This is a genomic window from Ruegeria sp. BHSA191 (genome assembly GCF_059613325.1).
The window spans coordinates 23,259-41,094 of record NZ_JBXWSH010000006.1 but is presented as its reverse complement, the minus strand read 5'-3'; the positions used below and the strand labels follow the sequence as shown (position 1 = coordinate 41,094).

22 protein-coding genes are annotated in these 17,836 nt (G+C 64.1%); 12 read left to right on the top strand and 10 right to left on the bottom strand.

Annotation, left to right across the window (positions count from 1 at the left end; genetic code table 11):
* Positions 1–52: 52 nt before the first annotated feature.
* The 4 genes from moaB to AC2FNS_RS08290 are packed head-to-tail and all read right to left on the bottom strand — an operon-like array spanning position 53 to position 2,580.
* Positions 53–595, bottom strand: coding sequence for a molybdenum cofactor biosynthesis protein B (gene moaB, locus AC2FNS_RS08305; protein ID WP_496684345.1), 543 nt, complete (start codon positions 593–595; stop codon positions 53–55).
* A gap of 4 nt (positions 596–599) precedes the next feature.
* Positions 600–1,220, bottom strand: coding sequence for a LysE family translocator (locus AC2FNS_RS08300; RefSeq protein ID WP_496712263.1), 621 nt, complete (start codon positions 1,218–1,220; stop codon positions 600–602).
* Positions 1,217–1,816 (bottom strand): metallophosphoesterase family protein, encoded by a 600-nt coding sequence (locus tag AC2FNS_RS08295; RefSeq protein WP_496684340.1) that lies wholly within the window; start codon positions 1,814–1,816, stop codon positions 1,217–1,219. Before AC2FNS_RS08295 ends, AC2FNS_RS08300 begins: the two co-directional genes overlap by 4 nt.
* Complete coding sequence (locus tag AC2FNS_RS08290; RefSeq protein ID WP_496687649.1) at positions 1,813–2,580, bottom strand: uracil-DNA glycosylase; 768 nt, start codon at positions 2,578–2,580, stop codon at positions 1,813–1,815. The genes AC2FNS_RS08295 and AC2FNS_RS08290 overlap by 4 nt, the downstream gene beginning before the upstream one ends.
* Before the next feature lie 93 nt (positions 2,581–2,673).
* Between AC2FNS_RS08290 and AC2FNS_RS08285 the strand changes: the two genes are divergently transcribed.
* The 8 genes from AC2FNS_RS08285 to AC2FNS_RS08250 all read left to right on the top strand — a co-directional run bounded on the left by AC2FNS_RS08285 (position 2,674) and on the right by AC2FNS_RS08250 (position 8,460).
* The gene (locus AC2FNS_RS08285) at positions 2,674–3,279 is read left to right on the top strand and encodes a scavenger receptor class F, member 2 (RefSeq protein WP_496712262.1); all 606 of its coding nucleotides are present in this window, start codon (positions 2,674–2,676) and stop codon (positions 3,277–3,279) included.
* Positions 3,280–3,344: 65 nt separating this feature from the next.
* The gene (locus AC2FNS_RS08280; protein WP_005979082.1) at positions 3,345–4,280 is read left to right on the top strand and encodes an aspartate carbamoyltransferase catalytic subunit; all 936 of its coding nucleotides are present in this window, start codon (positions 3,345–3,347) and stop codon (positions 4,278–4,280) included.
* The gene (locus tag AC2FNS_RS08275) at positions 4,277–4,795 is read left to right on the top strand and encodes a hypothetical protein (protein ID WP_496712261.1); all 519 of its coding nucleotides are present in this window, start codon (positions 4,277–4,279) and stop codon (positions 4,793–4,795) included. The genes AC2FNS_RS08280 and AC2FNS_RS08275 overlap by 4 nt, the downstream gene beginning before the upstream one ends.
* Complete coding sequence (locus AC2FNS_RS08270) at positions 4,780–5,166, top strand: hypothetical protein (RefSeq protein WP_496684328.1); 387 nt, start codon at positions 4,780–4,782, stop codon at positions 5,164–5,166. The genes AC2FNS_RS08275 and AC2FNS_RS08270 overlap by 16 nt, the downstream gene beginning before the upstream one ends.
* The gene (gene pyrC, locus AC2FNS_RS08265) at positions 5,163–6,443 is read left to right on the top strand and encodes a dihydroorotase (RefSeq protein WP_496797580.1); all 1,281 of its coding nucleotides are present in this window, start codon (positions 5,163–5,165) and stop codon (positions 6,441–6,443) included. The genes AC2FNS_RS08270 and pyrC overlap by 4 nt, the downstream gene beginning before the upstream one ends.
* Positions 6,443–7,048, top strand: a complete 606-nt coding sequence (plsY, locus tag AC2FNS_RS08260) for a glycerol-3-phosphate 1-O-acyltransferase PlsY (protein WP_496712259.1) — start codon at positions 6,443–6,445, stop codon at positions 7,046–7,048. Before pyrC ends, plsY begins: the two co-directional genes overlap by 1 nt.
* Positions 7,049–7,220: 172 nt before the next feature.
* The gene (locus AC2FNS_RS08255) at positions 7,221–7,694 is read left to right on the top strand and encodes a YHS domain-containing (seleno)protein (RefSeq protein WP_496803817.1); all 474 of its coding nucleotides are present in this window, start codon (positions 7,221–7,223) and stop codon (positions 7,692–7,694) included.
* 232 nt (positions 7,695–7,926) lie between these two features.
* Positions 7,927–8,460, top strand: coding sequence for an outer membrane protein (locus tag AC2FNS_RS08250; protein WP_496681785.1), 534 nt, complete (start codon positions 7,927–7,929; stop codon positions 8,458–8,460).
* A 47-nt stretch (positions 8,461–8,507) separates the two neighbouring features.
* Here AC2FNS_RS08250 and AC2FNS_RS08245 read toward each other — a convergent pair whose 3' ends face one another.
* Positions 8,508–9,491 (bottom strand): quinone oxidoreductase family protein, encoded by a 984-nt coding sequence (locus tag AC2FNS_RS08245; protein WP_496681786.1) that lies wholly within the window; start codon positions 9,489–9,491, stop codon positions 8,508–8,510.
* 192 nt (positions 9,492–9,683) lie between these two features.
* Here AC2FNS_RS08245 and AC2FNS_RS08240 point away from each other — a divergent pair, with 192 nt between their 5' ends.
* On the top strand, positions 9,684–10,541 hold the full coding sequence (locus AC2FNS_RS08240; RefSeq protein WP_496712258.1) for a DUF2189 domain-containing protein: 858 nt from the start codon (positions 9,684–9,686) through the stop codon (positions 10,539–10,541).
* A gap of 20 nt (positions 10,542–10,561) precedes the next feature.
* On the opposite strand, the gene AC2FNS_RS08235 is transcribed toward AC2FNS_RS08240, so the two are convergent.
* Together AC2FNS_RS08235 and AC2FNS_RS08230 are read right to left on the bottom strand one after the other, a co-directional pair.
* Positions 10,562–11,548, bottom strand: a complete 987-nt coding sequence (locus AC2FNS_RS08235; RefSeq protein ID WP_496712257.1) for an NAD(P)H-quinone oxidoreductase — start codon at positions 11,546–11,548, stop codon at positions 10,562–10,564.
* A gap of 64 nt (positions 11,549–11,612) precedes the next feature.
* On the bottom strand, positions 11,613–12,305 hold the full coding sequence (locus AC2FNS_RS08230) for a COQ9 family protein (protein WP_490359840.1): 693 nt from the start codon (positions 12,303–12,305) through the stop codon (positions 11,613–11,615).
* A 112-nt stretch (positions 12,306–12,417) separates the two neighbouring features.
* Between AC2FNS_RS08230 and rpsU the strand changes: the two genes are divergently transcribed.
* A complete protein-coding gene (gene rpsU / locus AC2FNS_RS08225; RefSeq protein ID WP_007818122.1) occupies positions 12,418–12,624 on the top strand; it encodes a 30S ribosomal protein S21 in 207 nt (68 codons plus the stop codon).
* Between the two features lie 302 nt (positions 12,625–12,926).
* On the top strand, positions 12,927–14,081 hold the full coding sequence (locus AC2FNS_RS08220) for a CAP domain-containing protein (RefSeq protein WP_496803816.1): 1,155 nt from the start codon (positions 12,927–12,929) through the stop codon (positions 14,079–14,081).
* Between the two features lie 36 nt (positions 14,082–14,117).
* Here AC2FNS_RS08220 and ppk2 read toward each other — a convergent pair whose 3' ends face one another.
* Entirely contained in the window at positions 14,118–15,080 is a 963-nt protein-coding gene (gene ppk2, locus AC2FNS_RS08215; RefSeq protein WP_496681800.1) for a polyphosphate kinase 2, read from the bottom strand.
* 133 nt (positions 15,081–15,213) lie between these two features.
* Positions 15,214–15,672, bottom strand: coding sequence for an Lrp/AsnC ligand binding domain-containing protein (locus AC2FNS_RS08210; RefSeq protein WP_490359842.1), 459 nt, complete (start codon positions 15,670–15,672; stop codon positions 15,214–15,216).
* 135 nt (positions 15,673–15,807) lie between these two features.
* Here AC2FNS_RS08210 and ald point away from each other — a divergent pair, with 135 nt between their 5' ends.
* The gene (gene ald / locus AC2FNS_RS08205) at positions 15,808–16,926 is read left to right on the top strand and encodes an alanine dehydrogenase (RefSeq protein WP_496712255.1); all 1,119 of its coding nucleotides are present in this window, start codon (positions 15,808–15,810) and stop codon (positions 16,924–16,926) included.
* Positions 16,927–17,025: 99 nt separating this feature from the next.
* On the opposite strand, the gene AC2FNS_RS08200 is transcribed toward ald, so the two are convergent.
* The gene (locus AC2FNS_RS08200) at positions 17,026–17,832 is read right to left on the bottom strand and encodes a mechanosensitive ion channel family protein (RefSeq protein ID WP_496681805.1); all 807 of its coding nucleotides are present in this window, start codon (positions 17,830–17,832) and stop codon (positions 17,026–17,028) included.
* Positions 17,833–17,836 lie beyond the last annotated feature (4 nt).

The window sequence follows — 17,836 nt, the reverse complement described above, 5'->3', positions numbered from 1 at the left end:
CAAAAAATGCCAAGCCACAAGGCAGTTAACCTACCTGAAACGCACGACCAGTCTACTTCCGTCGCAGATGTTCGTCCAATCTGGGCATGATTTCCACGAAATTGCAGGGGCGGTGGCGGTAATCCAGCTGTTTTTCGAGGATCCCGTCCCACGCATCCTTGCAGGCACCGGGGCTGCCCGGCAAGGCGAACAGATAGGTCCCGCCCGCCACGCCGCCCGTGGCCCGCGACTGCACCGCCGAGGTGCCGATCTTTTCCATCGAGATCAGGGTGAAAACGGTTCCGAAGGCCTCGATTTCCTTTTCGTAGACATCGCGGTGCGCCTCGACCGTGACGTCGCGCCCGGTCAGCCCCGTTCCGCCGGTCGAGATGACCACGTCGATCCGGGGGTCGGCGACCCAGGCGCGCAGCTGGTCGGCGATCTGGTCGCGTTCGTCCCGGATGATCTTGCGGTCGGCCAGGATGTGACCGGCGCGTTCGATCCGGTCGACCAGCGTCTGGCCCGACCGGTCCTCGGCCATGGACCGGGTGTCCGACACGGTCAGAACGGCGATGCGGACAGGGATGAACTCGATCGTTTCGTCGATGCGGGACATGGGTTCAGGTCCTTTCCATGACGGCCAGCCGCACCGCGAGCGCCGCGAAAACGCCGCCGCTGACCCAGCCCAGAATGCGCGAGGCGCGCGGGCTGGAGACCAGCACCCGCCCGGCTCCGCCGGCAAAGGCCCCAACCAAGCCGTTTACCACCAGCCCGCCGACGGCGATGATCGCGCCCAACGTCAGGAACTGCAGCAGGACCGACCCGCTGTCGGGCGAGACAAATTGCGGGATGAAGGCCAGCACGAACAGGATCACCTTGGGGTTGGTCAGGTTCACCAGCATCCCGTCGCGAAAGGCGAAACGCGTGGGCCGGGCCGGTGTCTCGGCCAAGATCGCCCCGTTGCGGATCGCGCCCCAGGCCAGATACAGCAGATACCCGACGCCCATCCAGCGGATCACGTCGAACAACCATGGCAGCGCCGCAACTGCTGCGCCCAGGCCCAGCCCGGCCAGCAGAACATGCACCATCAGACCCGCCGACACCCCGGCGCTGGCCACGACCGCCGGGCGCGCGCCCGAACGCAGGCCCTGCCCAAAACAAAACATCATGTCGGCCCCGGGCGTGAGGTTCAGCGCCAGGGCCGCCGGAACGAATGCCAGCAGCGTGGTGGCTTCAATCATGTCTCGACCTCGAACCAGTTGACCTTGGGGCCCAGGTTGGCCACCTGCGTGCGGCCGATCCTGCCGCGTGCGCCCCAGCTGTCGTGGATATGCCCGCAAAAGTTGAATTCGGGCTGAATCCGTTCGATTGCATCGCGCACCGCGACCGAGCCGACGGACAGTCCCTGCGATGTGACATCCCCGCAGGATTTAGGCGGCGAATGGGTGATCAGGATATCGGCCCCGTCGCAGCGGTTCAGCAGTTCTTCGGCCTCGGCCTCGGTCAGATCGCAGGACCAGTCTCCGAAGGGCGTGACCGGCACGCCGTAGCCCAGCCCGAACAGTTCAACGCCGTCCAACGTCATGCCCGACCCGTGCAGCACATGCACGCCGTCCGGCGCGGCCCGGGCCAGTTCCTCGGCGCTTTCGGCATTGCCGGGCACCAGAACCATTGGCGCCGAGATGCCCGACAGCATCTCCATCGCCTGATCCAGCCCTTGCCGCCCGTTGCAGTAATCTCCGGCCCCGATCACCAGATCCGTGTCCGCGCTGGCCGCTACCAGTTCGGCCGCCCTGTTGCGGGCCAAGTGCAGGTCGGAAAAGGCCAGTATCTTCATCTATTGCCCTCCAGAAACGCGCGCAGTTCCAACAGATCGGCCCAGGCCTGACGCTTGGCATGGGGTTGGCGCAACAGATAGGCCGGGTGCAGCATCGGCAGGACCGGCAGGTTCAGCGCCTGATCCCACTGACCGCGCAGCCGCGTGATGCCGCGTTTGCCCAGTACTGCCTGACAGCTGATGTTGCCCATCACCACCAGAACCTTCGGCTTGGCCAGGGCTACGTGCCGCTCCAGAAACGGCTGCATCATGGCAATCTCGTCCGGCCGAGGGTCCCTGTTTTGCGGCGGGCGCCAGGGCAGGACATTGGTGATGTAGACGTTTTGGGCGCGGTCCATATCGATCGCGGCCAGCATCCGATCCAGCAACTGCCCGGCGCGGCCGACGAATGGCTTGCCCACGCGGTCCTCATCACGGCCCGGAGCCTCGCCGACGATCATGACAGGCGCACCGGCGGTGCCGTCGGCAAAGACCAGGTGCCGCGCGCCGCGCTTCAGGTCGCAATGAGCGAACGCCTCCATCGCCGCGCGCAGTTGATCCAGAGACGATGCGGCCGCAGCCGACTTTTTCGCCTCGGCCACCGGGTCCAGCGCAACCGGCTTCTGCGGCGCGGCCTGAGGCGTAGCAGGTTTCCGCGCCTTGGGCGTCGTGTCCGGCAGGGCATAGCGATCGATCGGGGTGTCGACGATCGCGTCGGTCACACCCAGTTCGACCTGCCATTCCAGCAGGGCGCGCGCGGTAAAAGGATCAAGGGCCGATTCCATGCTCATCAATCTAACCAGCTTTGCGAGAAGGGAAAGCGAATTGGCCTTGCCTTGACCCGTTGCCCGACCGACCATGGCCCTGTCATGGTCCGAATGCTGAAACTCCTGTTGATTGCCCTGTTCGTCCTGCCGACAGGCACGGCCTTGGCCCAGTCGTTTCTCGATGATCGCGGACAATGCCGCGCGGGCCAGTTCCCGTGCGGTCTGAAATGCTGCTCGGTCGGCCAACGCTGCAGCTTTGACGGGTTCTGCATTCAGGCCGGGGGCACCTATTGCGGCGGCGGGCGGTCCTGCGGACCGTTCGAGAAATGCGTGGCCGGGGGCACCCGATGTGCACCGGCAGGGGCGAACAAATGCGCCTCGCGGCTGGATTGCCCCAGCGGGTCCTTCTGCAACGGGCGCCGCGAATGCGAGCGCAGTTCGCCAGACTTCGACCCCTCACCGAAACCGGCAACGCCCTGCGACGACGGGCGGACCTGCGCACCCGGCTCGACCTGCCTGCCCGGCGGAGGTTGCACGCGCCCGGGCTGGTACCTGTGCGAAGAGACCGGATCGCAATGCCGCACCGGGTTCAAATGCTCGGCCAATCAAGGCTGCGTGCCCAGAAAGGCCGTCGATTGCGGATACGGCAAGTGGTGCAAACCCGGCGAGCGGTGCCTGCCCGAAGGCGGATGCGAGAAACTGCCAGATGGGGACTGAGTCCAGTTGCCCCGACGCGCTGTGCTTTCTATAAGCGGCGCGACTGTCAGACAGGAGCCCGGCCCATGCGTTTCGCCCATCGTCACCTACTTGGCATCGAGCATCTGTCCCAATCCGACATCACCGCCATTCTGGACCTGGCCGAAAAATACGTCGATCTAAACCGGCAATCGGCCAAGCACTCGGACGTTCTGGCGGGGCTGACCCAGATCAACATGTTCTTCGAAAACTCAACCCGCACGCAGGCCAGTTTCGAACTTGCGGGCAAGCGTCTGGGCGCGGATGTGATGAACATGGCGATGCAGGCCAGCTCGATCAAAAAGGGCGAGACCCTGATCGACACGGCGATGACGCTGAACGCGATGCATCCCGACCTGCTGGTGGTGCGGCATCCGCATTCGGGCGCGGTGGATCTGCTGGCCCAGAAGGTCAACTGCGCGGTGCTGAACGCCGGTGACGGGCGGCACGAACACCCAACGCAGGCGCTGCTGGATGCGCTGACCATCCGCCGGGCCAAGGGGCGGCTGCACCGGTTGAACGTGGCGATCTGTGGGGATGTCGCCCATTCCCGCGTGGCGCGGTCAAACCTGATCCTGCTGGGCAAGATGGAAAACCGCATCCGCCTGATCGGCCCACCGACGCTGGTGCCCGCGCAATTCGCCGAATTCGGGGCCGAGATCTATGACGACATGACTGAAGGCCTGCGCGACGTGGACGTTGTGATGATGCTGCGCCTTCAGAAAGAGCGGATGGATGGTGGGTTCATCCCGTCGGAACGGGAATACTATCACCGCTATGGCCTGGACGCCGCCAAGCTGGCGCTGGCCAAGCCGGACGCCATCGTGATGCATCCCGGCCCGATGAACCGCGGCGTCGAGATCGACGGGACGCTGGCCGATGACATCAACCGCTCGGTCATCCAGGAACAGGTCGAGATGGGCGTCGCCGTGCGCATGGCCGCGATGGAACTGCTGGCCCGCAACTTAAAGGAGGCGGCATGAGAGATCTGACCCTATCCGCTGGCGAGCGCGGCGTGATCCGCCTGTTCGCGCTGGACATGCGCCCCGAAGAGGCGAAGTTCCTGCGCGAACCCGGCGCGGCGGATCAGGTCCTTGGGGTCTCGGGGCTGGACCCCGAGCAGATCGACGTCTTTCCGGTGTCCGACCTCGAGGATCTGGGCCTCTACGGCTATCTCAGCGAGGGCTGCGGCGTCTCCGAGGACCAGCTGGACCGGGCCAAGCTGGAGCCGGTCGACGGCTGGGTTCTGGTGCTGCGCAGCGCCGCTCTGGGTGGGCGCGCGGCCACATTGGACCCCGACCCGCGCCTGCGCCTGATCGGCCTTTACACCGAAGAGGCCACGAACTGGACCGGCGGCACTATCGCGACCGAAAGCGCGAGACCGTACTCGGCCGCGCCGGACCCGGTTTCGAGCGAGCAACCCCGCCGGACGGGATCGGCCATACTTGCCCTGATCATACTGCTGGTCATCGGAGGTGCTCTGTGGCTGATCCTGTGATCTTTGCGCCGGACAAGGGCGCCTATGTCCGCACCAACGCCTGGCTGGCCGCGGGCGCGATGGCGGGCGCGATGTTCGTGCTGTGGCTGATCGGCAATCCCTATGTCTGGACCGGCGCCCCGGCCGGTCTGGCGGCGGTGGGCGTCCGGGCGTGGTACCTGGCGTCGGAGGAACTGGCGACCAACTGGCAGATGACCAACACCACCCTGACCGGCCCCGGCGGACGCAGCGTGCCGCTGAAGCAGATCGCGGCCGTGAATATCATGGGCAGCTTCGTGCAGATCGTCACCAAGGGCGGCGACAAGCACCTGATCAAGTACCAGACCGACCCGGCCGCCACCAAAGCCGCGATTGAAAGGGCAATGGCATGACCAACCTGATCTTCACCAACGCCCGCCTTATCGACCCCGAAGCCGGAACCGACGCGCTGGGCTGGCTGCACGTGGCCGATGGACGGATCGTGGTCAGCGGGGGCGGTTCGGCGCCCGCAGCGGACGCGCAGATGATCGATTGCGGCGGCCAGTGTCTGGCCCCCGGAATCGTCGATATCGGCGTCAAGGTCTGCGAGCCGGGCGAGCGACACAAGGAAAGCTACAAATCCGCGGGCCTTGCCGCCGCGGCCGGTGGCGTGACCACAATGGTCACCCGACCCGACACCCTGCCTGCGATCGACACGCCGGAAACGCTCGAATTCGTCACCCGCCGCGCCCAGGCTGACACGCCCGTGAACGTGCTGCCCATGGCCGCCCTGACCAAGGGCCGCGACGGGCGCGAAATGACCGAGATCGGGTTTCTGATGGATGCGGGTGCGGTGGCCTTTACCGACTGCGACCATGTGGTGGCCGATACCAAGGTGTTTTCCCGCGCGCTGACCTATGCCCGGGCCTGCGGCGCGCTGGTCATCGCCCACCCGCAGGACCCTGGCCTGAGCCACGGGGCCGCCGCCACCAGCGGCAAGTTCGCCGCCTTGCGCGGTCTGCCAGCCGTTTCGCCTATGGCCGAACGCATGGGGCTGGACCGCGACATCGCCTTGCTGGAAATGACCGGCGCCGCCTATCACGCCGATCAGATCACCACGGCCCGCGCCCTGCCCGCGCTGGAGCGGGCCAAGCGCAACGGGCTGGACATCACCGCCGGCACCTCGATCCATCACCTGACACTGAACGAACTGGACGTGGCGGACTATCGCACCTTCTTCAAGGTCAAGCCGCCGCTGCGCTCCGAGGATGACCGGCAGGCGGTGATCGAGGCCGTGCGCTCCGGCCTGATCGACACGATCAGTTCGATGCACACGCCGCAGGACGAAGAAAGCAAACGGTTGCCGTTCGAAGAGGCGGCCTCGGGCGCGGTGGCGTTGGAAACCCTGCTGCCGGCTGCGCTGCGCCTGTATCATGCCGATCAACTGGACCTTCCGACCCTGTTCCGGGCCATGGCGCTGAACCCGGCGAAACGACTGGGGCTGGACTGCGGCCGCCTGAGCGCGGGCGCCCCGGCCGATCTGGTGCTGTTTAACCCGGATGTGCCCTTCGTGCTGGACCGGTTCACGCTGAAATCGAAATCGCAGAACACGCCGTTTGACGGGCAGCGGATGCAGGGTAAGGTCACCGCAACCTACGTTGCAGGCAAAGAAATCTACCGGAGACCCTGATGCCCCCTCTCGACAGCACGACGACCCAACTGATCATCTGGGCCGCGATCGGATACCTGATGGGGTCCATCCCCTTCGGTATGCTTGTCGCGCGCCTGATGGGGTTGGGCAACCTGCGCAAGATCGGATCGGGCAATATCGGCGCCACGAATGTTCTGCGCACCGGGAACAAAGCGGCGGCCGCGCTGACCCTGCTGTTCGATGCGGGCAAGGGCGCGCTGGCGGTTCTTCTGGCTCGGGCGCTGGCTGGCGAGGACGCAGCGCAGATCGCGGCGCTGTCGGCTTTTGTCGGCCATTGCTACCCGGTCTGGCTCGGCTTCAAGGGCGGCAAGGGTGTGGCCACCTTTCTGGGTCTTTGGTTGGCGCTGGACTGGCGGGTCGGCGTTGCTTGCTGCCTGACCTGGCTGGTGGCGGCGATGATCTGGCGGATTTCATCCATCGGTGCCCTTGCGGCGGCGGCGCTGTCGACCATCTGGATCACCCTGCTGACCAACGGCGCCACCTTTGCCCTTGGCGCGGTGCTGACGCTGTTAGTCTACTGGCGGCACCGTGAAAACCTGGCCCGCATCAAGGCCGGAACCGAACCCAAGATCGGCAAATCCTAGCGCCGTCTGCCCGTCCACGGCCCAATCACGTTTGATTGCTTTGAACGTGATCGGCGCCTTTCCCACCTGAGGTGTCGTGACACCCGATCACCGGGCGCACGATACGCAATTTCGGAGCCGGAACACCCGCGCGTGGACATGCCGGGCTGGCCCGATCAGGAAAGGTGGAACCATGAACAAGATCAAATCCCTGTTGGGCGGCGTGGCGCTGTCGGTCGCAATAGCAAGCTCGGCCCTGGCGGCCGGGGTCGAAATCAACGCCTCGTCGACCGGTCTGGCCATGCAGGGCTATGACCCGGTGGCCTATTTCACCGAAGGCGAGGCGACCAAGGGCAGCTACAAGATCACGGCCCTGCACAACGACGCGCTGTACCGCTTCGCGACCGAGGAACACAAGGCAGCCTTCGAGGCCAACCCCGAGGCATATCTGCCGGCCTATGGCGGCTATTGCGCATTCGGGGCCGCGATGGGCTTCAAGTTCGACGGGGATCCCACCTATTGGAAGATCGTCGACAACAAGCTGTACCTGAACCTGTCGGAAGACATCCAGCAACGCTGGGAAGGCGACATTCCCGGCTTTGTCGAAAAAGCCAGCGCAAACTGGGACACCATCGCCGACAAGGATCCGGCCGAACTGCAGCAATAATCCGCTGACACCCCGGCGGCAGTTCGCCACTGCCGCCGGGCGTTGCTTGAAAGCCGTGTGCGCAGGTCCTTTTATTTTCAATGAAGCCAGCACATTTCTTGCCCAAAAGGGCGCGTCATATGGCCCGAGCGTCAGACCAGATTGATCCACGGCCGGCGACCGGCCGTATACGATTTCACGGACCGCCGGCGACCTGTGGCCGCGGCACATCATTTGACTGAAAGGAACGAAGATGACGGGAAAATTGGCACTTCTTTCTACGGTTGCGACCTTGGCTGCCAGCACCGCGATGGCGCAATCCTCGGGCGATTGGACCGGTTTCTACGGCGGCGCGCAGATCGGCTATGCCGATATTGGCACCAGCCTGTCCGGGGTCGATGGCGACGGCGTGATCGGCGGTATCATCCTGGGCTACGACTATGATCTGGGCGATTGGGTCGTCGGCGGCGGATTCGACTATGACTGGTCGGATGTGGATCTGTCGGGGGCCGCGACGGTCGAGGATGTCTGGCGACTGAAAGCCCGTGCCGGCTACAAGGTTAACCCGCAGGGCCTGCTGTACGGCGTGGCCGGGTACGCCGAGGCCGGTACCGACACACTGGGCAGCGACGACGGCTGGTTCATCGGCGCAGGCTATGAACAGATCATCGTTCCGAACGTCTCGATCGCGGGCGAAATTCTGTACCACGAATTCGACAATTTCAATTCGACCGGCGTGGACGTGGACGCCACGACGTTCCAGATCCGCGCGGCCTACCGGTTCTGACCCCTCCCCCGAAATCGAAAGGCCCGGCCAGATGCGCCGGGCCTTTTTCATGGCAGCAGGATCGTGCTGCCGGTGGTCTTGCGCGCCTCGAGCGCGCGATGCGCCTCGGCCACTTCATCCAGCGCAAACCGCTGGTCGATGTGGATCTTGACCTCGGCGCCGGTGACCTTGTTGAACAACCGGCGGGCCATTGCCTGACAAACCGCGTGGTCGGCGATGTGGGTGAACAGCGTTGGGCGGGTGATCTTCAGAGATCCTTTCTTCGCCAGAATCCCGATGTCGAATAGCGGCACCGGGCCGGAGGCATTCCCGAACGAGATCATCATACCCAGCGGCTTGAGGCAGTTCAGCGACCCGTTGAACGTGTCGGCCCCGATCGAATCCATCACCACATCGACACCTTTGCCGCCGGTGATTTCGGCCACGCGGGATTCGAAATCTTCGGTGCGATAGTTGATGCAATGGGTCGCACCGTTGAACATCGCCAACCGACACTTGTCGTCGGTGCCCGCGGTCCCGATCAGCTTGATGCCTTCGGACTTGGCCCACTGACAGGCGATCAGGCCCACGCCCCCGGCAGCGGCGTGGAACAGGACCGTGTCGCCCCGCTTGAGCGGCGTGGTGCGGTGGAACAGATATTCGACCGTCAACCCCTTGAGCATCATTGCCGCCGCCGTCTCGAATGAAATCCCGCCCGGCAGCGGGCAGACTTGGGCCGCCGGCATCACCCGCGCCTCGCAATAGGCGCCCGGCGGCATGGCGGCATAGGCCGCGCGCTGGCCGGGTTGCAAATGGGTTACCCCCTCGCCCACGGCCTCGATGACACCGGCGCCCTCCATGCCCAGCGCATGCGGCAGGTCTAGCGGATACAGGCCCGAACGTTGGTAGACATCGATGAAATTCAACCCGCAGGCATGGTGCCGGATCAGAACCTCCCCCGGCCCGGGATCGCGCAGAGGCCTGTCCTCGATCTTCAGAACCTCGGGGCCGCCGGTTTCATGGATGACTACGTTACGCGCCGATTGCTGCATGCTCACCTCCTGAAAACTGCTGCCAAGCTAACATGCCTGCGCCACAGGGCAATCACCCGATCTCGGAACAGTGAAGTGCATGACTGCCGGAATGTGGTAAATTGAAATAGGGCGTTGCCGGGTCATCCGGCCACGGGCAATCCGATGCCGGATGCATTCCGCGGCGCGAATGGGCCAAGGAAAGGGATCAAGATGGCAAAAACGATCGGCAATCCAGTCAGTTGGGCCGCCCGCAATCTGGGTGCGACCACCGAGCATATCGCGGAAAACGTCACAGGCATCGGCAGCGCGGACACACGGCACCTGCCGCAGGTGCGCAGGCTGACCCTGCAGGACCTGCGGGCCTGCCTGAAGGCCGGGTACGAGGATTTCAAGGCGGGCCGCGCCGACGCGATCTTCATCGTCCTGATCTATCCGATCGCCGGGCTGGTGATGTTCGGGCTTGGCATGCAGGCCGACATGGTACCGCTGCTGGCCCCGCTGATCGCGGGCTTTGCCCTGATCGGACCGGTGGCGGCCCTTGGCCTGTACGAAATCAGCCGCCGACGCGAACAGGGGTACGAGGTGCATTGGCTGGACGCGTTCGGCGTGTTCCGCTCGCCGTCACTGGGCGCGATCCTGGCGCTGGGCTTCTACCTGGTGATGTTGCTGCTGGTGTGGCTGGCGGCGGCGCATGCGATCTTCTTGCACACGATGGGGCCACAAGCGCCAACGGCGCTGGGCCCGTTCCTGACGCAGGCCGTCACCACAAGCGCGGGCTGGACCATGATCCTGGCCGGTACCCTGGTGGGCTTTGGCTTTGCGCTGGTTGCGCTGGCCATCAGCGTGGTCAGCTTTCCCCTGCTTCTGGACAGAAAGGTCGGCCTGCCGGTGGCCGTCGTCACCTCGGTCCGGGTACTGCGGCGCAACCCCAGGGTCATTTTGACCTGGGGATGCATCGTGGCCGCATTTCTGGTGCTTGGTGCGCTTCCGCTGATGCTGGGGCTGATCGTGGTGATCCCGGTTCTGGGTCACGCCACCTGGCACCTGTACCGCCGGGCCGTCGCCTGAAGCACGCGGGGCTGCCGCCCTCAGCCCGAAACCTTCAAAACGATTTTGCCGATATGGCCCGAGCTTTCCATCCGCGCATGCGCAGCCGCCGCTTCGGCCAAATCGAACTCGCTGTCCATGACCGGCGCAACCTTGCCCGCCGCCAGCAGCGGCCAGACCGCCTCGCGCAGGTCCTGCGCGATCCGGGCCTTGGCCAGGTCGCTTTGCGGGCGCAGGGTGCTGCCGGTCAGGGTCAGACGCTTGACCATCATCAGGGCAAAGTTCAATTCGGCCACCGGCCCCTGCAGAAAAGCGATCTGGACCAGCCGCCCATCCTCGGCCAGCGCCTTGACGTTGCGGGGGATATAGTCGCCGCCCACCATGTCGAGGATCAGGTCGGCCCCGCCCTCGGCCCGCAGGACGGCCACGAAATCCTCGGTCTTGTAGTTGATCGCTTTTTCCGCTCCCAGCGCCACGCAGGCCGCGCATTTCTCGTCAGACCCGGCGGTGGCAAAGACCCGGGCGCAGAACGCGTTGGCCAACTGGATCGCGGTGGTGCCGATACCGCTGGAGCCGCCATGCACCAGGAACCGCTCGCCCGCCCTGAGCCCGCCGCGGGTGAAGACGTTGGACCAAACGGTAAAGAAGGTTTCGGGCAAGCAGGCGGCCTCTTTCAAGCCCATGCCGGTGGGCACCGGCAGACAATGCGCAGCGGGCGTGGCGACATATTCGGCATAGCCGCCACCGGGCAGCAGCGCGCAGACCTTGTCACCCAGGGCCAGACCCGAGACCCCCGCGCCGATGGCGACCACCTCGCCCGACGCCTCGAGCCCCGGAAGATCGCTGGCCCCCGGCGGCGGATCGTAGGCCCCGGCCCGCTGCAACGCATCAGGGCGGTTGACGCCGGCATAGGCCACTTTCAGAACCACCTGACCATGGCCGGGGTCGGGTATGGGGCGTTCGGTCAGTTGCAGAACATCCGGGCCGCCCGGCGAGGTGATCTCGACAGCGCGCATCAACTTGGTCATCGGCAAATCTCCTTTGCGCAACTGGTATCAGTCAAATCGGCAAAGGCCCAGCGGGAACAGCCGCTTACTTGCGCGGGTGCAGCATGCCCGGCAGGTCGGCGCGCATCCGGATCGGAGCCCGCACCTGGCCCGCCAGCCAGTTGGGAACGGCCAGAAACGGCTTGAGAAGCGGGTTCTTGTTCACCTGCGCCTTGAGCTTTTCGAACTGCATCACGTTTTCGATGCGACGGTCCAGAAATTCCCATGTGCGCTGATGGTCGGGGCTGTCATCGCCCAGCCAGAACAGCACGGTCGAGGAATATACCCCCGAAAGCGTCGCGCGTTTAGTGTACCAGTTCACGTCTTCGGACGTGTCGCCCAGCGCATCCCAGATCAGGTCACAGGTGCCCCAGACCGCCTTGGCGCCGTCACCGGCATACATGGGCAGGGAAAACAGGGCCACGCCCCGGCGCACGGCCTCTTTGTCGGGAACCGCCTGCAGGCGGAACCGAACCGCCGCCGCGATCCGGTCGCGAAACTTCAGATCGCTCAGATCCTCGGATTTCAGCCGTTCCAGCATCGCCGCATCGCCCCGGTCGTGAAAGGCCAAGGCCAGATCAACCGCACCGCGCGGACAGATCGCGCGCGCCAGCCCCTCGTCCAGGCCACAGTCGGCAATCGCCGCGCGAAAACTGGTGTCCGACCATCCGTCAAAGGGCACATGGGTCAGGATGGCGTCCAGCAACTGCTGCTTGGCGTCCTCATAGATCACGGTCATGGCGGCTCTCCAACTGTCTGGCATAGTACTAGACAAGTTAGGTCCGCTTTGCTATACGGCCAATTCCTGCAATTTCCTTGCAACTCGAACTTAGAAAGGTGGTGACAACCACATGCAGGTTAGTGTTCGCGACAACAATGTCGATCAGGCGCTCCGTGCCCTGAAGAAAAAGCTGCAGCGCGAAGGCGTGTTCCGTGAAATGAAGCTGAGGCAGCATTTCGAGAAACCGTCCGAGAAAAAAGCGCGCGAGAAAGCTGAAGCGATCCGCCGTGCCCGCAAACTGGCACGCAAGAAAGCCCAGCGCGAAGGTCTGCTCTGAGCAAACCTCCTCCAGCTTTGGATGACACTATTGACGACCCCCGAGGCCTTGCCCGGGGGTTTGTCGTTTGCGATTGCCGAATCTGACCGCATTCCTTGTCATGCCCGGTGCAACAGCGGGGCAACGCGCATAGGCAGATTGCCGCACATTGCCGCGCATGTCTGAGTGGTGATCTGCCCAGCGGCGATTTCAGCAGGCTTTCTGCGTTCCATCGTCAAATTGTCGCCACTATGGTCCGGCCAGAATAGGCCCGAGTCACTGGAGACGGAACTTTGTCAGTCGCGAGCAACCTTGAACGGCAGATGCTGGACCTCATCAATGCCGAACGCAGCAGTCGAGGTCTTGCTCCTGTCCAACTCGAGCTGCGCCTGAATGACGCGGCCGAAGACCACAGCCGCTGGATGCTGCATGTGGACCAGTTCAGCCACACCGGCGCCGGCGGGTCGGACCCGTGGGACAGGATGGCCAGCGCCGGGTTTTCGTTTTCGGGCAGTTGGCGCGCGACCGAAAATATTGCATGGCAAAGCGTGCGCGGAGCCCCCGGGCTGAGCGACGACGTGCAGGACCTGCATACCGCCTTGATGAACAGCCCCGGACATAGGGCGAATATTCTGGACCCCAATGTCACGGTTGTCGGAATCGGCATCGAACTGGGCAAGTACCTGCACAATGGCGTCAACTATGACGCGGTCATGGTGACGCAAAATTTTGCGCGCACTGCGGCGCCTGTCCAACTGGATACCGGTACCGCCCCAACACCGCCCGCCCCGACGGACCCACAGCGTCAGATCGTCGCCGCGGGGACGGTGGGCAGCGACGGCGACGACTGGCTGGTTCTGCAAGCCGGAGATTCCGGACGCATCGATGGCGGTGCCGGCGACGACATAGTGATCGGGCAATCCGGGCGCGATGTCCTGATTGGGCGCAACGGGGCGGACACGCTGAACGGGCGTGGCGGCAACGACCTGATCGCGGGCGGATTCGGCGACGACCGGATCAACGGCGGCGACGGCAATGACGTGCTCAAAGGACACGGCGACAACGACCGGCTGGTCGGCGCGGCCGGCACCGATCGCCTGCTGGGTGGCGGCGGAAATGACCTTCTGCATGGCGGCGCGGGCAATGATCTGCTGCTCGGCGCGACAGGAGACGACCGGTTGGTCGGAAGCAGTGGCAATGACAGGCTGGTCGGCGGCGGAGGGGCTAACACCCTGGTCGGCGGTGGCGGATCGGATCAGTTCGTCTTTTCCAGCGGCATCGACCGGGTCATCGATTTTGGCGCCGGCGATTTTGTCGATCTGCGCGGCAGCGACGCAATCGCCAACTATGCCGATCTGATGAACAACCACGCCGTTCAGTCAGGCAACGACATGATGATCGACGATGGTCTGGGCCACCAGATGATATTGGAAGACATCCTTCTGGCAGACCTCGGACGCGGCGATTTCCTGTTTTGATCCCGTGAGAGGCGCGCCCCGGATCGGGGCGGTCCATCAATAGATTTTGGGCACGTACAACTCGTCGGGCAGCACACGGCGCTCGTATTCGGGGTTGTATTTGCGGTCGGGCAGCGTGACCTTTTCGTGCGGGACGTCCTCATACGGGATCTTGGTCAGAATGTGCTCCATGCAGTTCAGGCGCTCGCGCTTCTTGTCGTTGCCTTCGACGATGTACCAAGGCGCCTCGGGGATGTTGGTACGGAACAGCATGTCCTCCTTGGCCTTGGTGTAGTCCTCCCAGCGGATGCGCGATTCAAGGTCCATCGGCGACAGTTTCCATTGCTTCATCGGGTCGTGGATCCGCATCAGGAACCGCAGCTGCTGTTCCTCGTCGGTGATCGAGAACCAATATTTCAGCAAGATGATGCCGGACCGGACCAGCATCCGCTCGAATTCGGGAACGTCCTGAAAGAACTGTTCCACCTGGTCTTCGGTGGCAAAGCCCATCACCCGCTCGACCCCGGCGCGGTTGTACCAGGACCGGTCGAACAGCACGATCTCGCCCGCGGCCGGCAGGTGCGGCACATAGCGCTGGAAATACCACTGGCTCTGTTCGCGCCGGCTGGGGGCCGGCAGCGCGACGACCCGTGCGACGCGGGGGTTCAGGCGCTGGGTGATTCGCTTGATCACACCCCCCTTGCCCGCCGCATCGCGGCCTTCGAACAGAATGCAGACTTTGGCGCCGGTATGCTGAACCCAGTCCTGTACCTTGATCAATTCGGCCTGAAGGCGCAGCAGGTTGCGGAAATAGACCCGGCGATCCAGCATGTCGGGGTGCTGCTCGCGGTAGATCTTGCGCACCTCCATCGACAGCATCGGCTCGCTGAACTCGATCTCGATATCCTCGTCCAGCGTGTCCTGAAGCTCGGCCTCCAGCCAGTCGGGGGTGTCGTCGTCGGCGTCGCGGCCGTTTTCATTCTGGTCGGCCAACGGGGTTTGTTGTTCTTCTTCGGCCATTGGGCTGCTCCTTGTCTTTCGTGGCTGCGGGTCTTAGCCATCCCATGTAACCGGGACATGACGCGGCGACCGCTACCGCCGGACCCCGATCTTGGCCCGACCGCCCGGCGGATACAACCGCCGCCGGCCGCGCTCAGACCGGCAAAGCCGTGGTCTTGAACACCGTCCGCAACGCGAACGAACTTTGCATCTGCGCCACGCCCGGCAACCGAGACAGATACTGGCGGTGGATGCGCGCGAAATCCTCGGTGTTTTCGGCCACGACCTTCAGCACATAGTCGGCGGTTCCTGCCATCAGGTGGCACTCCAGCACGTCGGGGATGCGCCGCACCGCCTTCTCGAAAGCCTCCAGAACCTCTTCCGCCTGACCCTGCAGGGTGATTTCGACGAACACGGTCGTCGGAACGCCCAGCTTGCGCGCGTCCAGCAGGGCGACATAGTCGCGGATATAGCCGTCGGCCTCCAGCCGCTGCACCCGACGGTGACAGGCCGAGGGCGACAGGTTGACCTGTTCGGACAGTTCCGCATTCGACATCCGCCCCTTGCGCTGCAGAGCAGCCAGAATCTTTCGGTCGGTCGCATCCAGGCTCATTGGCGCACTTTCTTTGCAAGTTTGTCTAAGTCTATCGAATATTGTCCCGCATTTTAGTTCGAATGCGCATCGAGTTTCACAAAAATTGCGCCACAAACTGCACATAATTTGTGCAGTTTGTGAACGGAGAGCCCAATGAAAATCGGTTGCCCAAAAGAAATCAAACCGCAGGAGTTCCGCGTCGGCATGACCCCGAACGCCGCGCAGGAGGCCGTCGCGCGCGGGCATGAGGTCATCATCGAACGCGGCGCCGGCCTGGGGTCGGGGTTTGACGACGATGCCTATGTCGCCGCCGGTGCCCGCATCGTGGACACTGCCGCCGAGGTCTTCGCCACCGCCGAGATGATCGTCAAGGTCAAGGAACCCCAGGCGGTCGAACGCAAGATGCTGCGCGAAGGCCAGGTGCTGTTCACCTATCTGCACCTCGCCCCCGACCCCGAACAGACCAAGGATCTGTTGGCGTCGGGCTGCACCGCGATCGCCTATGAAACCGTGACCGATGCCAATGGCGGGCTGCCTCTCCTGGCGCCGATGTCCGAAGTCGCCGGACGCCTGGCCCCGCAGGTCGGCGCGTGGACGCTGCAAAAGGCTAATGGCGGGCGCGGCGTGTTGATGGGCGGCGTGCCCGGCGTGGGGCCGGCCAAGGTCGTGGTGATCGGCGGCGGGGTGGTCGGCACCCACGCGGCCCGCATCGCTGCCGGGATGGGCGCGGATGTCACGGTTCTGGACCGCTCGCTGCCGCGGCTGCGGTATCTGGACGATGTGTTCCGCGGCCAGTTCAAGAACCAGTACTCGACCGCCGGCGCCACGGCCGAGCTGATCCGCGATGCCGACATGGTGATCGGCGCGGTTCTGATTCCGGGCGCGGCCGCGCCGAAACTGATCAGCCGCGCTCAGCTGTCGACCATGAAGCCCGGCGCGGTTCTAGTGGACGTGGCCATCGACCAGGGCGGGTGTTTCGAAACATCGAAACCCACCACCCATGCCGACCCGATTTACGAGGTCGACGGCATCATGCACTACTGCGTGGCCAACATGCCGGGCGCGGTCGCCCGCACCTCGACCATCGCCCTGGGCAACGCAACCATGCCCTTCATGCTGGCTCTGGCCGACAAAGGCTGGCGGCAGGCCTGCCAGGACGACCCGCACCTGCTGGCCGGGCTGAACGTCCATGCCGGGCAGTTGACCTACTACGCCGTCGGCAAGGCGCTGGGGATCGACGTGGTTTCCCCGTCGGTTGTAATCAAGGGCTGATCCCGCCTCGGCCAGAAACAACGGCGCCGCGCGAAACGCGCGGCGCCACGCCCAACCGAAACAGGGCATTTCCAATGCCCGACTGACGGGCGGGAGCGCTCAGCCCTCTTTGTGGATCTCCACCGAATGCGGATAGGGGATCGAGATGCCCTTGGCATCGAACGCCTCTTTCACCGCCTTGGTCAGATCGAACTTGACGTCCCAATAGTCGGCGGCGGCACACCAAAGGCGCGCGGTCAGATCGACCGAGCTGTCGCCCAGATTGGTCACCCGCACCCAGGGCTCGGGGTCGGCATGAACGCGGCCATCCGCCTTTGCGACATCCAGAATGATCTTCATCGCCTCGTCGGCGCTGTCGCCATAGTCGATCCCGAACACCAGGTCGACGCGCCGCGTATCATGGGCCGAGTAGTTGGTGATGATCGACCCCCAGGCCTGACCGTTCGGTACGATGATCTGCACGTTGTCCGGCGTCACCAGTTCGGTGGTGAACAGATTCAGGTCTTTCACCGTTCCCGCCGTCCCGCCGATATCGACAAACTGACCCAGCTTGTAAGGCCGGAACACGACCAGCATCACACCGGCGGCAAGATCGCTGAGCGTACCTTGCAGCGCAAGACCGATCGCCAGCGAGGCGGCGCCCAGAATGGCCACGATGCTGGTTGCCTGAATGCCGAAGATGCCAAGTACGGCGACCAGGACAATGGCCAAGATCACCCATTTGACCGTACTGGCGGCGAAATTCCCAAGGGTCGGGTCTATCTGCGGGGTCCGGTTGATACGATTTCGGACAACGCCCGAAATCGACCCCGCAGCGATCCACCCTAAAACAAGAACGATCAGCGCCTTGCCCGCGCTGATCACCAACGGCCACGCCTGGCCCGCCATATCCATTGCTTGATCCATCTGT

Excerpts from the sequence above, each read along its gene's own strand:
- AC2FNS_RS08220 (WP_496803816.1), top strand. The coding sequence starts at position 12,927 with ATGCTGGACCTCATCAATGCCGAACGCAGCAGTCGAGGTCTTGCTCCT.
- AC2FNS_RS08290 (WP_496687649.1), bottom strand. The coding sequence starts at position 2,580 with ATGGAATCGGCCCTTGATCCTTTTACCGCGCGCGCCCTGCTGGAATGG.
- AC2FNS_RS08280 (WP_005979082.1), top strand. The coding sequence starts at position 3,345 with ATGCGTTTCGCCCATCGTCACCTACTTGGCATCGAGCATCTGTCCCAA.
- AC2FNS_RS08200 (WP_496681805.1), bottom strand. The coding sequence starts at position 17,832 with ATGGATCAAGCAATGGATATGGCGGGCCAGGCGTGGCCGTTGGTGATC.
- AC2FNS_RS08245 (WP_496681786.1), bottom strand. The coding sequence starts at position 9,491 with ATGCAGCAATCGGCGCGTAACGTAGTCATCCATGAAACCGGCGGCCCC.
- plsY (WP_496712259.1), top strand. The coding sequence starts at position 6,443 with ATGCCCCCTCTCGACAGCACGACGACCCAACTGATCATCTGGGCCGCG.
- AC2FNS_RS08285 (WP_496712262.1), top strand. The coding sequence starts at position 2,674 with ATGCTGAAACTCCTGTTGATTGCCCTGTTCGTCCTGCCGACAGGCACG.
- AC2FNS_RS08275 (WP_496712261.1), top strand. The coding sequence starts at position 4,277 with ATGAGAGATCTGACCCTATCCGCTGGCGAGCGCGGCGTGATCCGCCTG.
- AC2FNS_RS08255 (WP_496803817.1), top strand. The coding sequence starts at position 7,221 with ATGAACAAGATCAAATCCCTGTTGGGCGGCGTGGCGCTGTCGGTCGCA.
- AC2FNS_RS08250 (WP_496681785.1), top strand. The coding sequence starts at position 7,927 with ATGACGGGAAAATTGGCACTTCTTTCTACGGTTGCGACCTTGGCTGCC.
- AC2FNS_RS08230 (WP_490359840.1), bottom strand. The coding sequence starts at position 12,305 with ATGACCGTGATCTATGAGGACGCCAAGCAGCAGTTGCTGGACGCCATC.
- AC2FNS_RS08210 (WP_490359842.1), bottom strand. The coding sequence starts at position 15,672 with ATGAGCCTGGATGCGACCGACCGAAAGATTCTGGCTGCTCTGCAGCGC.
- ppk2 (WP_496681800.1), bottom strand. The coding sequence starts at position 15,080 with ATGGCCGAAGAAGAACAACAAACCCCGTTGGCCGACCAGAATGAAAAC.
- pyrC (WP_496797580.1), top strand. The coding sequence starts at position 5,163 with ATGACCAACCTGATCTTCACCAACGCCCGCCTTATCGACCCCGAAGCC.
- AC2FNS_RS08235 (WP_496712257.1), bottom strand. The coding sequence starts at position 11,548 with ATGACCAAGTTGATGCGCGCTGTCGAGATCACCTCGCCGGGCGGCCCG.
- ald (WP_496712255.1), top strand. The coding sequence starts at position 15,808 with ATGAAAATCGGTTGCCCAAAAGAAATCAAACCGCAGGAGTTCCGCGTC.
- moaB (WP_496684345.1), bottom strand. The coding sequence starts at position 595 with ATGTCCCGCATCGACGAAACGATCGAGTTCATCCCTGTCCGCATCGCC.
- AC2FNS_RS08240 (WP_496712258.1), top strand. The coding sequence starts at position 9,684 with ATGGCAAAAACGATCGGCAATCCAGTCAGTTGGGCCGCCCGCAATCTG.
- rpsU (WP_007818122.1), top strand. The coding sequence starts at position 12,418 with ATGCAGGTTAGTGTTCGCGACAACAATGTCGATCAGGCGCTCCGTGCC.
- AC2FNS_RS08295 (WP_496684340.1), bottom strand. The coding sequence starts at position 1,816 with ATGAAGATACTGGCCTTTTCCGACCTGCACTTGGCCCGCAACAGGGCG.
- AC2FNS_RS08300 (WP_496712263.1), bottom strand. The coding sequence starts at position 1,220 with ATGATTGAAGCCACCACGCTGCTGGCATTCGTTCCGGCGGCCCTGGCG.